We start from the raw sequence: 15,250 nt of genomic DNA, 5'->3' as shown, positions 1-15,250 counted from the left end.
GGTGTTTCAATCGGTAAACTGACAGTCGTGCTCTCAACATAACCGGACTGGCTTCAAAAATGAGTTAGGCGTGAGCCAACCAAGGCTCAGGGTGCTATATTCGAGCGGAGTCACTGATTCAGGGTTTTTTTATAAGCTAGGCGCGAAGCCACCAATGGCCAAGCCAAAAAAATTGTAAGCTACACAAAGCAAGACTACCTGACCCGCTTGGCGTAGAGCGGTGAGTTCCAGGGATTATTAGGATGCAGCCGATTTTTAGACTGCAACACTATCGATAAGATTATTCACAGTACTGTTTATAGAAAACTGACCAAAAATCATGTCCTGTAGCTTTGACAGGGGTGTGCTATAACTTTCGGTTGAATTCATGATCATGGAAGAAAAACGCATGACAAAACACAAGTTTGGAGGGCCTTGGACCCGACTAAAGTTGGCGATCCTGCAGGACTATCTTGGATTCTTCACCAGAGCACTGAGCAAGACACCGTTCAAGTTGCACTATGCGGACGCCTTTGCTGGCACTGGAAAACAGAGTTTTGAGAATGAGAGTGACCAAGGTGCCTTTTTCGAACATGAGGACATGGAAGGCTCTGCACGCATCGCGCTGAACATCGAACCTCCTTTCGATGGGTATCATTTCAACGATCTTTCAAAAAAGCATTATGAGGCTCTGAAAGAACTGCTCACTGAGTATCCTGACAAGCAGCCAGTCACGACTATTACTAACCTCGACGCCAACGACTTTGTGAAGCGATTTTGCAGTAGCTTGAGATCTAATGACCGCGCGATTCTGTTCATCGATCCATACAACACAGAATTGAATTGGAAGACTCTAACCTACGTTGCTCGCTCCAACCGAATCGATCTCTGGTTGTTGTTCCCAATCTCAGCGCTTATGAGAATGACACCCACGGACTCGGAACGCCTCGACCCGACATGGGTCAACACGATTAACCGCCTTCTGGGAACCGATAAATGGCTGGATGCACTCTACAAACCGAAGCCGGAACCGATAAATGGCTGGATGCACTCTACAAACCGAAGCCGGAACCGATAAATGGAGACCTTTTTGAGGAAGTTGAGATTACTGGTATGGAGCGGTTGAATGTTCAGGAGGTTACGGGCTTTGTGAAGTCGAGGTTAGAGGAGCAGTTTGCCTATGTGGCCAAGCCGGTAACCCTTTACAACAATGGCAGGCCTTTGTTCCTTTTCATGTTCGCTGTTTCAAATTCGTCGCGAACTGCGCAAGCCTTGGCTGAAAAGGTGTCTACGCACATTCTTCGGAAGCGCGAGAATGCGCGATAATCGGATAGCCATCATACACTTGACCAACCAGATCACGGCCGTTTGCCTTTTTGGACCGGCGAACGCCATCCGCTCCCCAGTTTCCCCACTGTTTGAAGAAGAATGGCACGCCAGAGGACAGGCACTGGTCGCGCAAATTCAATGCCCACTCTGCCTTCATAGGGCGAGCTTTGGGGCCTGACTCACCACCGACTATCACCCAGTGGATTCCATCCAGGTTGATCCTACCAATGTCTTCCAGCAATGGCTCGATGGAAAGAAACCTTGTGATTCCAGGCAGCTGCCGAAGAACATCAATCCTGGGCACGCCATACTGTCTGTCTTCTACTGAAACACCCAACCACGCATTTTTTGGGAAAGAGCGCCCCTTCGAGTAGGCTAACAGCCGCTCTGGGCGTTTTGTTAAAATCTGAAACGTGTGTTGAGAAGCTCTTTCAATGACATCAAAGACCTTGTCAATGAAAGCATCGTTGACGTCTTCGTGGAAAAGATCACTCATGGAGTTCACGAAGTAGGTCGTCGGTTTCGTCCGTTGGAGCGGCTGACCTAAACGCTCCGGATGTAAGGTGACATTGAATCCGTTCTCATATCCATTGGCGCCCATTGCCTTCAATCTACGTGCCATGGTTTCGGCATAGCAATGCTTGCAGCCTGGAGAAACCTTGGTGCAACCAGTTACCGGGTTCCAGGTTTGTTCTGTCCATTCGATGCTGCTATTCGTCGCCATGTCCATCCCCTAATCTGTATAAATATACAGCCAGCTGAAATTAGGTTGGTTCAATAGGTTGTAATTTTCAAGGTAAGTTGAGCGAGGTGCAACTTACTCAGTTGAAAACATATCCGTTTTGCGACAAATCAGGCATCGCCGCTTGTTCCTACTTGGCCCCGTGACCCTACCCCAGAATTTCGGTCCATTTAGAACTGGAAAATCCGGCATGATAGAGCCTTGAGCAGGAGATCATGCCATGAAGCGATCGCGTTACACCGAAGAGCAGATTGCCTTCGCCCTGAAGCAGGCCGAGCTGGGTACGCCGGTCCCGGAAGTGTGCCGCAAGATGGGCGTCTCGGACGCCACATTCTACAACTGGCGCAAGAAGTACGGAGGCCTGGGTCCGTCAGAGCTGAAGCGCCTTAAGCAGTTGGAGGAGGAGAATCAGCGCCTGAAGAAGCTGGTGGCCGACCTGAGCCTGGATAAGGCCATGCTTCAGGATGTGGTGGCAAAAAAGCTCTGAGACCGCCTCGTAAGCGCCAACTGGTGGCTGACCTGCAAAAGCGATATGGGGTTAGCGAGCGCCAGGCGTGTGCGGTCTTGCAGTTTTCCCGGGCGTCTAATCGCTATCAATCGGTGGCAAGGGACTCGTCAGCATTATCGATGAGGATCCGTGAGATCACTCTCACGCGGCTTCACTACGGTTACCGACGCGTGCATGTCCAATTGCAGCGAGAGGGCTGGCGTGACAATCACAAACGGGTTTACCGGTTATATCGGGACCAGGGGTTGTCACTTCGCCTCAAGCGTCCGAAGCGCAACAAAGCGGCCAAGAACCGTCAGCCACTTCAACGAGCCACCCATCCAAATCACATCTGGGGCATGGATTTTGTCTCAGACGCGCTGTTTGATGGTCGGCGACTGCGCTTGCTGACGATTATCGATCTGTTCACCAGGGAGTGCCTCGGCATCGTGGTTGGACAGAGCCTGAAAGGCCATGATGTTCAAGAAGCCTTGACGGCGATTGCGCGCTTCCGGGGCAACCCGGACGTGCTTAAGACCGACAACGGTTCGGAGTTCGCCGGCAAGGTCATGGATCGCTGGGCCTATGAGCGGAACATCGAAATCGACTTCTCACGGCCCGGAAAGCCTACCGACAACGCAACGGTAGAATCGTTCAATGGACGCCTCCGGCAGGAGTGTCTGAATGAAAATTGGTTCTTGTCACTGGCCGACGCCAGGGAGAAAATCGAAGCGTGGAGGACGTTCTATAACCAAGTCAGACCCCATTCCGCATTGGAGTGGTGCACGCCCTCGGACTACGCCAGAAAACATGCGGTTTCACGAAGAAAGCAGAAGCAATTGGAGCCGGATTTTTCCAACTCTGGGTGGACCTAATACGGGGTCAGGGTCAGGAGCCGGATTTTTCCAACTCTGGGTGGACCTAATACGGGGTCAGGGTCACTCCGATTGTTCCTGTTTTAAATGGACCTAAATTCTGGGGTAGGGTCAAAACCGACTTTGCAGTGGGCAAGATGGACTACAGTAACAGCGCCAGCCCTCCCATGGCCGAGCTGGCACGCCAATTTATTTAGACATTTTCATATAATACTATATAATTCCTATTGATCCGTCGCGGCACGCCATGGACGGTGCCCATAAACTCACCAGGAAGCGACACCATTGGACACGCATGAGACTCTCAAGCAACTAAAGTTGGGTGAAGACACTCGATCTGCGTTGAAATCCTATGCTGCTCAAGAAGGGATTTTTTTAAAGCAACTCTACCGCGATGCCGTGAGTTGGTTTCTCACATCAAACGACCCTGAATACCTTGCCTCTCCCCGCGACGGCGTCTATATCAGCATTTGGTTGCCGGACCCTATCGTCATGGAAGTGAAAACTCGAGCCGAAGAAGACAGCCAGCCGCAAAACCGCGTCATTTACACCTCCCTGGTGAAGTACCTCGCGAAGAAGTCGAAAAATATCATATAATTTTATATACAAGCGTATAAAGCTGCCCTATACTCCATCTGTGTAAGTCACCACCTGTAGGTTGCACAGATTATATGAAAACGACTAACGCTATATTACTAGCGGCCGCACTCCTGAGCGGGATTACCACCCCCGCTCTGGCCAGCAAGCCCAAAAGCGAAGTGGTTTTCTCTGAAGGCACTTGGCTCATTCTGGACCATGCTCGCCTCCCCAAGCCCAAGTTAGAAAAAATCGCGCGCGGTGTTCATATCGATCCTCGGCTCTTGCAGGAGCTGACCAAACCTCAATCACGGACGTCTTCCAAATGAAATGCTTTCGAATGATCTCGGCAATCCTTCTGATTGCGCTCTCAATCACAGCCCGTGCGACGACCATCGAAGAGGTCAAGAGCACCCTGGCTGCAAAGTTCACCAATTCCAAAATCCACGACGTCAGGCCGGGCCCTATCGATGGCCTGTACGAAGTGACGTTGAGCGGGGCCCAGGTAATTTACTTCTCGGCGGAAAACAATGCTCTGGTGTTTGGGGAGATTTATGACCTCGAAGGTCAGTCGCTAACTGCAGAAGCCATTGCGCGAGCGAACCGCCTCCGGCTTGAAGACCTTCCGTACGACCAAGCACTCATTCTCGGCCCCGAGAATGGCGTTCCCATTATCGAGTTCACAGACCCGGATTGCCCCTATTGCATTCGCTATGACGAATTCATACGCGATTCGGCAGTGCCAGTTAAGCGCGTGATTTTCTTCATGACCGCGATTCACCCTCAAACCGCACCGGCCAAAGCCCAACACATTCTGTGTTCGGAAGACAAAGCCGCGGCTTTTGATGACATCTATTTGCGTCGAATCCAGCCCACAGCGACCTGTGACACCGGTGCTGAGCAGCTTCAGATTCACGCCGACGTATCGAGTCAGTGGCGAGTTCAAGGAACACCGACACTGATCCTCGATGGGAGCCCGGTGACGGGCTTTAGGGAAGAGGTAATCGCCAATTACCTCGCCAACAAAACCAAGGAGAGTTAATAATGAAAGTGTCTGCTTCTCAAACTGCTCACGCAGAACTGTCTCGCCTGAGCGCCATCGCCAAAGCTCGTTTTGGTTCATTCCGCTCTGCTGCCCCCGTAGCCGCCGTACCCATGCTTGTGCTGGGCTCGATGACTGCCAGTGCAATCACAGCTCCGGCTTCCGGTACCTTCGCATTCGACCTGTACGACGTAGCGGTTAACGACATGCTGAAAGGCCCTGTTGGGTTCGTCGGCGGCCTGGCTGCGATTGTCCTTTCCGCAGTCCAGATCACCAAGAACTGGATGCTTGCTGCAGGCGGTGTTCTGGGCGGTACCGCCATGATCAAGGCTGACAGCATCACAACTTCGCTTGGCATGATCATCTAAGCGAGCCACAACCGGAGGCCGACTGTGAACGAATCACGACTACCGATTTACCTTCATCAGCCGCTTCAAGTCCTTTGGTTTGACGCGCATGAAATGGCGATCATAGTGATTTTTTATCTTGGCGCCGCCATCTTTGGTGGCCTCGCCTGGATATCGCTGTTCATTGGTCCGGCCCTCCTTATTCCTATGAAGCGAAAGCGCGCTCGAGGCTGGTTCAGCCATCTGGCCTATGCCAACGGGTTCTTTGAACTCAAAGGCTATCCCATTCCCACTGCCACCAAATTTCACGAGTGACCCATGAAAAGTCTCTTCTCCAATCTGTTTGTCCAGGATTCGAGCAATGTCTTTGCCGAAAACCGGCTGCTCAAATTTGGGTTTGTGGCGGTGGTGATTTTTGCAGGTCTTCAGACAGCCACAATTTCATCGAAGCTAGACGAACAACGCGTTCACCTGATCCCCATTGGTGGACAGGGCGACTTCGTTATATCCGGATCCACGGCATCTGATGATTACTTGCGCTCAATGAGTCGTTACATCGTTCATATGGCGGGCGACCTTTCAGCCGCCACTGCCAGAAGGCAGTTGAATGAGCTGTTGCCACTCATTCACCCCGACGAATACTCCCGATATCGCGATCTATTTACCCGACTGGCAGATGGTATTGAGCGCTACCCGACAGTCTCCTATGTCGTTCAATGGCGCGGTAATCGAGACATTAAAAAAGTAGGCGACGACACCATTCACGTTGCTGGCGTGAAAAAGCGGATTGTGGGTGACTCGGTGACCAGCACGGAAAACGTCACCTACCAGATCTCTTATTCATTCGAGCAAGGAAGATTTTGGCTTACCGGCATCAAGGAGGTATCGAACGATGCTTAACAAACAATTTTTGAACTCGGCACTGGCCGTGATGTTAGTAAGTTTGCCGGCGCTTGCTCACACGCAGGTTGTGAAGCCTGACGTTGTCACACCAGTGGAAATGTCCAATCGAGACATCAACAGAGTTACCTGTGTCGACGGTGCAATTAACGATGCTTTTTTCTCTCAAGAGAAAGGGATCGTGGTTGAAAACAACGGGAATAATAGCTTCATCAAATTTCTGATTCAGGATGATGGGCTGAATCAGGAATATGTTTCAGCGCGATCCGAGTTCTATCTGGTTTGCGCCGGCGAAATTTACACCTTAATGGTGTCTCCAAAGGACATTCCCGGGCAAACAATTCGCCTTTCTACGGGCGCGAAAAACCGCATCAAAGACAACCAGGAACTGCTCTCTCCCCTTCCCGATGAAGAGCGCGCGGTCTATCTGACTAAGGCGGCCCTTGAGGACGACATCCCAGACAGCTTTTCGGTCAGCACAAACACGAACAGCGAATGGGTATCACGCATGACCGCTGGCAAGCCAAACACACAACTCGCGTTGCGCCGGACAATTCGAGTGGATGGATTGGGGCTTTCCTTAAAGGAGTTTTTGGTCAGAACCAGTACTACAACCACCTTCAGCGAGACGGATTTCCTGAGCTCTGCCATTGGCGAATCGATCTTTGCGGTAACCATGGATCCGCTGAGCTTGGAACCTGGCCAAGTAGGACGTTTGTTTGTGGTCTCTAAGGAGGGCTTCTAATGAAGGCTTGGTGGAATGGCCTCGGCGCCGAAGACAGACTCAAGTACCGGAAATATAGCATTGCCGCTGGTTTCCTCGCTCTTTTGCTGTTCGTTTACTACGCCTCCGGTCAAGACGAAAAGGAGCCCATTAAAGAGGTTGAAACGACAGACCTATCTCTAGGTACCGATCTCCTGGAAGACGACATCCGCGCAAAAGTCGACAAGGATTTGAAGCACGTCGGCGAGACACTTGCCGAAATGGAGCGGCGACAACGCCAATATGACTCTCTGCTTGCGGCACTGGAGACCTCTCAGAACGACTTGAAGCGTCAGGGTCAGGGTGAAGAAACCGGAAAAGAGGAAATGGTGAATCCCCTTTCCGACTTCCAAGCCCCGGAATCCGGAGGCGAAGTATCCTATCCGGAGCCTCCAACCTATGTCCCCAGTTATAGCGCGTCCGAATCCTCCCTCAACAATATTCCGGTTGAAGCGAGAATTGTCGGCGGTATTGGCCGTGCCCCTGGCACCGACTTTCAACCGGAGACAGGTTCAAAAAAAAAGAACTCGATCTACATGCCGCCCAGCCACATGCCTGCAATTCTGCTGACTGGTATTCGTGCCCTTACTTCGGAACTAGGTGACGCAAACCCCGAACCTGTAATGCTCAGGGTTCAGGCGCCCGCGGTGCTACCAAACAGTGTCAAAGCCAACCTGAAAGGCTGCTTTGTCATCGCCAATGCGACGGCAAATCTCGCTCAGGAGCGTGTAAACCTTCAGCTGGTCAGTCTTTCCTGCATGAGCCTGGATGGGACAGCGGTCATTGATCAGCCAGTACAGGGGTTCGTTGCTGACAGTGACGGCGTGCGCGGGCTTACCGGTCCAGTTGTTTCAAAGATGGGCGCTCATGTAATGAGAATGATCGTCGCAGGTCTTTTCGAGGGAGCAGGAAACGGCATTGCCGGTGCGGCTGCGACGACGTCTACCTCACCTCTCGGAACCACACAAATCATCGACACAGACTCAATTGTCCAATCCGCCGGCGGTCAAGCCCTCAAGTCTGGCTCTGAAGCCGTCCAAAAGCTGTTTTTGGATCTCGCAAAACAAACCGTTCCCATCATTGAGGTCGGCGCAGCCAAAAGGCTGACCGTTGTCATCCAGAAAGGAACAGATCTCAGCATTATGGAGAAAGGCTAATGAAAAAATTTACTCTGCTATTGGCGATCAGCCTGTTGGGCGGCTGTTCTCTGGTGCCCTATGAAAACGAGTTCTCCTGCAATCTACAGGACAACTTTGGAAAATGTATTTCTGTCGAAGATGCGTATGAGGAGGCGGTGACAGGGGTAGAAAAGTATCCGCACATGACCAGGGCCTCCGAGCAAGCGCGTCAAGCCAGAGCGAAGCGAACGGACAAGTTGACTGGATCCCAGCGTGTGAGGGAGCAACCTATCGGTGTGTCGACATCCTATGGCGCGCCGACGTCCTCTCCCGATGCAGATCCTTCTTTTGCACCCCCTCAGTCAGCTTACAGCGGATACCGCGACCAGGTTTACAACCAACTCGGAACCATGATCCAGGCGCCCCGGACGCCAATGATCAAACCTCCGCGCTCCGTCCGGACCATGATTCTTCCTTACTCAAGTGAACTGAAACGCAACCGGCTATACATGCCTCGATTCGTCTACAGCATTGTCGAGGAACCGCGTTTCGTGATGGGCCAATACCTCTATAAAAAGCCGGAACTTACTGACTCGCTTATTGACCAGGTGCAGGGGAGCAGCCAATGACAGCTGAAGAGAAAGTAGGCCCCCTCTCAAAAATCTGGTCGTTGATCGTTGGCGACAATGGCGGCATTACACACAGGGACCTTGAGCAAGAACTTCGCCGAAACAAATTTTCTGACTTTCTACCCTGGGTGAGTTTCGATGAAGAGCTGGGTGCCTTCCAGACCCTGGATAACCGCTACGGCTACCTTTTCGAGATATGCCCTCTCACCTTTTTAGGCGGGCGGGACCTTAAACAATTAGAAACGTTTTTATCGGTCACCTATCCGAAAAGAACCCAGATCCAAATTATGCTTGCGCCTGATCACAACGTGAACGGTATCCTTCAAGCCTATTCGCGCAACAAACAGCGCCGAACACCTCTGCTCCAGAAATCTATTGAGCAATACACCAGCTTCTTAAAAGCGGGCACTAAGGGAATGCGCTGCTATCACGGCATTCCCGTTCGAAATTGGCGAGCGTTTGTCTGCATCAAGACTGCGAAACCGCTATCAAGCGAAGTATTATCGATCGCTGAAGAAACCTTGCAAGCCGCCCACCTTGCCCCGGCACGGATGGGACCAAATCATCTGGTTGCCTGGGCACGGCAGTTTTTCAACGATGCCGACGCCGATCCGAATGGCCATGTTGATTCCCGGCTTCCGCTGCGAAAGCAGATCATCAATGCGGAAACCAAAATTGAGTTCTCAGGAGGCGAAAAACCGTTTCGTCTCGGCAAGCGTTTTGGCCGGGTGATTACGCCAAAGGTTAACGCAAAATCCATCGATACCTTCACCACCAACACCCTGACCGGTGGCGTAATGGGCGCACCGGATGATCCCGATCAGATAACCACGCCTTTTATTTTCAGCCTGAACATTGTTTTCGAAGACATAAAAACCTCTTTGCACCAAAAGGCCAGCGCCACCATGGCGCAAAAAGGCACAGGCTCTTTTGCAAAGGCCATTCAGAAAAGAACTGAGGAGTTTAGCTGGGCTCTGGACAAGCTCGAATCGGAACGGTTTATGACAATCATTCCATCCTTGGTCATCCTCGGAGATACCGAAGCTGAATGCATTGATTCGGTGTCGCGCGCCCGTCGACTCTGGGAATCCAAAGATTTCGTGATGCAGGAAGAATCGGTGCTTGAGAAACCGATGCTGATTGCCTCTTTGCCGTTCGGTCTCTATGACATTGATAAAAACATCGGCTTGCTCGACCGACATTTCTACGCGCCACTGAGCGCCGTGGCTCGTTTCATGCCCATTCAAGGCGATTTTCGAGGATCCAGCGACCCCGCCCTACTCTACGTCGGGCGCAAAGGGCAGCTGGTCGGCATGGACGTGTTCGACAAGCGAGCACCCAACCATAACTTCCTCATTGCCGCCGGTTCGGGTGCGGGCAAGTCCTACACGCTCAACGATCTCTGCAAAAACTATTACGCTGCAGGCTCATTGGTTCGAGTAACCGACATTGGTTACAGCCTTCAGAAGCAATGCGATATGGTCGGCGGCCGGTTTATGGATTTCGGCAAAGAGCGGATCACGATCAATCCGTTCAACACCAACTCCAAGGATGAGGATGACCGAAACGCGGACCTCATGACCACCGCCAACATCCTCGCTGAAATGGCATATTCCGCCTCTCGCCAACCGCTGCACGAAACGGAATGGACGTTGATCAAGGAAGCCGTTCGTTGGACTGCAGACCGCGGCGACATCGTCAACGGAATCGATGCTGTTCAACACTACCTGAAGTCCTATCCAAAACTCGCCTCTGACCAGGGCGAACCGCTGCCTAGTGCGGTCTCCAAGGCTCACGAACTCGCCTTCAACCTGCACGATTTCACGACGAAAGGCGTGTACGGGCGTTTTTTCAATGGCGCCGGCGGATTCGATATTTCGAACGATGGTTTCGTAGTCCTGGAGCTTGAAAAGCTTTCAGGTCAAGTCGAGCTGTTCAACGTGGTGATTATGCAGGTGATGAACTCGGTCACCCAGGATCTTTACCTTTCCGATCGCTCCGAACAACGCTTCGTGCTGTTCGAAGAGGCCTGGCGATACTTTTCAGATTCCCGGGGGGAGGAGAACAACCGACTCGGCAACCTGATTGAAGAGGGCTATCGCCGCGCCCGCAAGTACTCCGGGGCCTTTGGCATTGTTACGCAGAGCCCGCTGGATCTCCGGAAATTCGGCCCTGTCGGACAGGTCATCAAGAATAACGCTGCATTCAAGTTTTACCTTGAATGCGAGGACTACGCGAAGGCTGTAGATGAAGGGGTTCTCGACTACGAGGGCCTGGCTGTCGATCTCCTGACCTCCGTAAAAGCCAACAAACCCAAATACTCTGAGATCTTCTTTGATACGCCGTTTGGCCGGGGTATCGGCAGGCTGTCTGTGGATCCCTGGAATCACTGGATCGCAACGTCCGACGGCAAGGAGGTTGCCAAATATAACGCACTGATTGCTCAGGGTATGACGCCAGCTCAGGCGGTGTCCAAACTATCCGGAGTGCCACTTTAATGGATTGCTGGATTCTGCTCGTCCTCATAGGACTTTTACCGGGATTTGTATCGGCAGATCCGGCATCCGTCACTGAGGCCGAGACCACTGTGGGCAATGCTAGAAGCAGCTACGGAAGCGCCGAAGCCATCCAACAGAACTTCACTACACCTCTGATGTCTGCCGACGCCATGAAGACGTTCGATGGCCAGAGCTTCGATGCCAACTTGGGCTGCAGCGGCTCTCAGAAGTTTTTGGAAATATTCGTTGCACCCTCGGCCAGCGGTGACATTGGCACCTTGACGGTCTCTCAAGATAGCGACCTGGACGGCACGATTGATCGGGTATTTACACCAGGGGTTCCGGTGTCCGGTGTATGTGCAAACGGAGCTGTTTCGTGTAACGCAGGGACCTGGGACAACTGCTCGGGACTGTCTTGGGTGGTGAATGGCTCAGGCGAAATCGGCATGACCCCGATTCCCCTAAACAAGCTGGGCGGGTGCTATTGCGTGAATAACTCATGCGGGACTGGCCTAGTTATGAGCAACTTGGACAAAGTCCTCAATGATTTGGGGGGAGGCGCAACCGGTTCGCTGACATCGCAAATGGACTATCTCACGGTTTCCGAAGTGGGTGTGACCGGACCGATGATTAACTTTTACGCACAGAAGGCCGGTGACTGCGCTGCGGGCTCGCCAATGCTGAAAGCCTACAACAGCACGCCGGGTAACCTCGCCAGCGATGCTTTCTCCGCCTCTGCCGCTGATCCGGAATTTAATTTGATTACGACATCTCCGGCCGCTACAGCGGACCCTGTCCAAATCAAAAGCTGCCAAATAACCCGGAACGTGCCAGTGGAAGAAGTCACACTGAACGACATCATTGAATATGCCGGCGGTTCTGGAAACATTTTTCCATGCGGCCCAGATTGCCTTCAGCTTTCATTAGGGCAAGTTGGCGACAACTATTGGGCCGGTAGCTGCAAAATGTATGAGCGCCAGGTTCAATTCAATGTCTTGGACCCAAGCCGGATTTTGGAAGCAAAAATCAACTACGCAAAATTCGATGACTGGATGCAGATCTACGCCGATGCCGACCTGCTTTGGAATGGCCCCTACGGAAACTGGACAGGTACCGGACGACCACCGGGCGCTTGCGAGCTCTCAACCAACTGGGTCCGCTCGCCAAATGTCGACTTTAAGAGTTATCTGACGGGTGGCCCCGTCGACTTCAAAATTAGAGTGGAAGTTACGGGGAATGGCGAAGGCTACGCGCTCGCAAAAATAAATGTCGATACCGACTGTAAACTCAAACCTGACACCATTTCAAACAGCTGTAGTGCATACCAAAGTGACCCTGAATGCACACTCATGGAAGAACAAGTGGACGGGGTTTGGACATATCAGAATTTCGTCAATACCGGTCTTACTCCGTTACCGTCCACCCAAGTGATCAATGGTTCAACCTGCTCGTTTACACCTACACGCCCGTGGTGGCAAAAAACGCGCAAATATCGCTGTCAGGTCACCGGTACATACGATTTCGATGACGCCCTCGAACGGGCTGACAACGTTCAAGCCAGCACCACGAACACTGGCTATCAAGACTATTTGAAGCAGTCTAACGGTAGTGTTCTGACGCCGACAGAAAGCCTTTCTGTTCTGGAAGAGGTTTCAGTGCCTGCCTGCACAAAGGCATGTAAGACCAGAAAGCCGCGCTTAGCAACTGACGCGGTTCAGAACGGCGTCGTGCAGGAGAACCGCACAGACCCCAATACCTTCGATTACTTCTTCCACGAGTGTTCCGCTGGCGTTTGTCCGGCTGGACCCGGAGAGACAGTCGTTCAGTCGTGTGGATGTCTTAATGAATTCGCAGAAGCCGCAGCAACATTGCAGGCCGTTCGCCAAGCATCAAGGGATACGATATGCAGTTCAGGCACAGCCAACCCGCTTTAATTGGACTTTTAAGCCTCTTTCTCCCTCTCGGCTCAGTTTATGCGGCCAACTGGTCCTGTGGCCAAGATCTCAATATGAATGGTGATCTTGGCCAACCAGGTGAGACGGCTTCATGTTTTGAATCGCCAAGCGGGGGAGCGCTATGTCCAATTTCCGCCGTTGACTGTAGCTCAAGTCAACAAATGGTCTGCACGAACCCGGTTGCTTTGAATTTTGATGTGAAAGTCGCTCGGCAATTCGGGTCCTTCACGGTCGGATTCGATCTCAAGACTGGTGCCGTAACATCAGGCCCCACTGGCTTGGTCGCACAGATCCCAACGCTCGATTTCGACAGCATTTGCACAAACAACAATCCGATCAGTGCTACTGGTTCCACAACTTGGGACGCCCCGAGCCTATCCGGTACCAACTTCCTGGGCACAACGCTTGTGAACCTAGTGACCACCCCAAGCTGTGCAAACGGTTTAGTCGGCACAATCCAGATCACTGACAACTACACTGGGGGCCTCCCCTCACAAGCAGGCGGACAAGTTTCTTTCTCTACCACATCTGAAACCTGCGCCCTAGAAACCCAACACGCCTGCCCTTTAGGTAACAGCTATTCCTGCATGGAAAACGCCGCCGGACAACAACAGTGCAGCCCCAATGCCTGTGTTGATCTGGCAACCCAAGTGCCGGTGGTCGACGACATTGATACTGGAATGTATCAGGACGATGGCACGACCGCAGCCGATGGAACCTGCCTGGGACAGATGATGATTTTTGCAGGTAGAGCAATGAGGTGTGATAAAGCAGGAGTATCTACCGCGTTCCAGAATTGCTGCAAAAACACAGGCAAAGTGCTTGCGGATGACACCGGCGACTCTGGTTCCCCGACCCAGATGATTACTTCAGTCTACGACTCGATTACGCAGGGCAAATCGGAGTATGAAGCTGCGTTGGCCGCCGGCGCACCTACGATGGTGGCGGCGAATGCGGCGGCCACGGTGGCTGGGGATGTCATGTCAAACTATGGCGTAGTCGTAGATCCAACGGCCATGGTCGGCGCTGTAATCGACTACTTCACACAGTCCTGCGATCAAACATCTACGGAAACGGGTGTTCTTAATGGCTCAGGGTTTTGCTACGAGATTGGAGAATACTGCCGGGAAGAATGGGAATTTGTTGGGTGCGTCCAAAAAGCAAAATCGTATTGCTGTTTCAATTCGAAGATGGGTCGCATCATCCATCAACAAGGCCGAGCGCAGCTCAACTCTGTGGCCGGCTTCGGTACCCCGGAAGCTCCGAACTGTCGCGGGCTGACACCCGAGGAGTTCCAATCAATCGACTTTTCTAAGATCGATTTCAGCGAATATTACGGTGACCTGGTACCAGACACCATGACTCAAATTGAAGGGAAGATTTCTAATGGTGTTACGGATTTTTATAACAGTAATCAGTAGCTGTCTTGCCGGATCCCTGATTGCCGCCGAATCCCAAGTTCTTGGGCGCACCTATGAGATTGTTGAACCGGATGCACTGACTGAGATCCAGAGCAAGGTGGCTCAAGTTGATTGGGAAACAGTGATGAGTGACGGTGTTGCGCGCAATGCTGCCGCGCAAGCCGTGTCTCTGCCTCGCGCGCGGGAAGACCGCATTCGGTACCACATTCCTTATTACACGGCCGAATTCGATGTTAAGGACCAAAATGGGCAAATCATCTATCCAAAGGGATTCCAATTTAATCCCCTGGAGCATGTTCGTCTTCCCCAGCGGCTTATGTTTATCTCAAAAGATGACCTTGCCTGGGCACAGGTTCACCTGAAATCCACGGATATGGTCATGATCACCTCAGGTGATTACCGGGATATCGCCATGGCTTTGCAGCGCCCTGTTTTCATTCTTACCCCTCCTGTTCGCGACCGTCTCTCACTGCAGTTTGTTCCATCGATCGTGACACAAGAGGGCAGCACCCTCCGAATCGAAGAACACTCGATCAATCTCTAAATTTCATATAGTGCTATATACTCCCATATATTATTAGGCTAAACT

General features: G+C 52.1%; 15 protein-coding genes. 14 read left to right on the top strand and 1 reads right to left on the bottom strand.

The genetic code is table 11. The features are described 5' to 3' along the window. Positions 1–367: 367 nt before the first annotated feature. Entirely contained in the window at positions 368–1,057 is a 690-nt protein-coding gene (gene tcmP, locus MDHKLMBL_RS19675; protein ID WP_104272330.1) for a three-Cys-motif partner protein TcmP, read from the top strand. A 210-nt stretch (positions 1,058–1,267) separates the two neighbouring features. Here tcmP and MDHKLMBL_RS19670 read toward each other — a convergent pair whose 3' ends face one another. Beyond that, positions 1,268–2,032 (bottom strand): DUF5131 family protein, encoded by a 765-nt coding sequence (locus MDHKLMBL_RS19670; RefSeq protein WP_104272337.1) that lies wholly within the window; start codon positions 2,030–2,032, stop codon positions 1,268–1,270. A gap of 238 nt (positions 2,033–2,270) precedes the next feature. Here MDHKLMBL_RS19670 and MDHKLMBL_RS19665 point away from each other — a divergent pair. The 13 genes from MDHKLMBL_RS19665 to MDHKLMBL_RS19600 all read left to right on the top strand — a co-directional run bounded on the left by MDHKLMBL_RS19665 (position 2,271) and on the right by MDHKLMBL_RS19600 (position 15,205). Further along, a protein-coding gene (locus MDHKLMBL_RS19665; protein WP_104272327.1) for an IS3 family transposase occupies positions 2,271–3,412 on the top strand; the annotation gives its coding sequence in 2 pieces (ribosomal slippage) (positions 2,271–2,523 and positions 2,523–3,412; 1,143 coding nt in all). A 285-nt stretch (positions 3,413–3,697) separates the two neighbouring features. Further along, complete coding sequence (locus MDHKLMBL_RS19660; RefSeq protein WP_104272325.1) at positions 3,698–4,009, top strand: hypothetical protein; 312 nt, start codon at positions 3,698–3,700, stop codon at positions 4,007–4,009. Positions 4,010–4,328: 319 nt separating this feature from the next. After that, entirely contained in the window at positions 4,329–5,030 is a 702-nt protein-coding gene (locus MDHKLMBL_RS19650; RefSeq protein WP_158254299.1) for a DsbC family protein, read from the top strand. A 2-nt stretch (positions 5,031–5,032) separates the two neighbouring features. Further along, positions 5,033–5,398 carry a hypothetical protein gene (locus MDHKLMBL_RS19645; protein WP_199185556.1) on the top strand — a complete coding sequence of 122 codons (366 nt, stop codon included), beginning with the start codon at positions 5,033–5,035 and terminating at the stop codon, positions 5,396–5,398. 24 nt (positions 5,399–5,422) lie between these two features. Next, complete coding sequence (locus MDHKLMBL_RS19640; RefSeq protein WP_104272318.1) at positions 5,423–5,692, top strand: type IV conjugative transfer system protein TraL; 270 nt, start codon at positions 5,423–5,425, stop codon at positions 5,690–5,692. Between the two features lie 3 nt (positions 5,693–5,695). Further along, positions 5,696–6,277 carry a TraE/TraK family type IV conjugative transfer system protein gene (locus MDHKLMBL_RS19635; protein WP_091643631.1) on the top strand — a complete coding sequence of 194 codons (582 nt, stop codon included), beginning with the start codon at positions 5,696–5,698 and terminating at the stop codon, positions 6,275–6,277. Next, complete coding sequence (locus MDHKLMBL_RS19630; protein ID WP_104272316.1) at positions 6,270–7,022, top strand: TraK domain-containing protein; 753 nt, start codon at positions 6,270–6,272, stop codon at positions 7,020–7,022. Before MDHKLMBL_RS19635 ends, MDHKLMBL_RS19630 begins: the two co-directional genes overlap by 8 nt. Continuing rightward, positions 7,022–8,197, top strand: coding sequence for a TraB/VirB10 family protein (locus tag MDHKLMBL_RS19625; protein ID WP_104272313.1), 1,176 nt, complete (start codon positions 7,022–7,024; stop codon positions 8,195–8,197). The genes MDHKLMBL_RS19630 and MDHKLMBL_RS19625 overlap by 1 nt, the downstream gene beginning before the upstream one ends. Then, positions 8,197–8,787 (top strand): TraV family lipoprotein, encoded by a 591-nt coding sequence (locus MDHKLMBL_RS19620; RefSeq protein WP_104272311.1) that lies wholly within the window; start codon positions 8,197–8,199, stop codon positions 8,785–8,787. Before MDHKLMBL_RS19625 ends, MDHKLMBL_RS19620 begins: the two co-directional genes overlap by 1 nt. Further along, a complete protein-coding gene (locus MDHKLMBL_RS19615; protein WP_104272309.1) occupies positions 8,784–11,285 on the top strand; it encodes a TraC family protein in 2,502 nt (833 codons plus the stop codon). The genes MDHKLMBL_RS19620 and MDHKLMBL_RS19615 overlap by 4 nt, the downstream gene beginning before the upstream one ends. Continuing rightward, positions 11,285–13,219, top strand: coding sequence for a conjugal transfer protein TraN (locus MDHKLMBL_RS19610; RefSeq protein WP_104272308.1), 1,935 nt, complete (start codon positions 11,285–11,287; stop codon positions 13,217–13,219). The genes MDHKLMBL_RS19615 and MDHKLMBL_RS19610 overlap by 1 nt, the downstream gene beginning before the upstream one ends. Then, positions 13,189–14,661: a conjugal transfer protein TraN gene (gene traN, locus MDHKLMBL_RS19605; protein ID WP_104272307.1), complete on the top strand. Its 1,473-nt coding sequence runs from the start codon at positions 13,189–13,191 to the stop codon at positions 14,659–14,661. The genes MDHKLMBL_RS19610 and traN overlap by 31 nt, the downstream gene beginning before the upstream one ends. Further along, entirely contained in the window at positions 14,627–15,205 is a 579-nt protein-coding gene (locus tag MDHKLMBL_RS19600) for a conjugal transfer protein TraW (RefSeq protein ID WP_104272305.1), read from the top strand. Before traN ends, MDHKLMBL_RS19600 begins: the two co-directional genes overlap by 35 nt. Positions 15,206–15,250: the final 45 nt, after the last annotated feature.

Origin of the sequence: Marinobacter flavimaris (genome assembly GCF_002933295.1) — a bacterium.
Taxonomy (GTDB): Bacteria; Pseudomonadota; Gammaproteobacteria; order Pseudomonadales; family Oleiphilaceae; genus Marinobacter; species Marinobacter flavimaris.
Note: the sequence above shows the minus strand (reverse complement) of the source record. Positions and strands in the feature narration are given on the sequence as shown.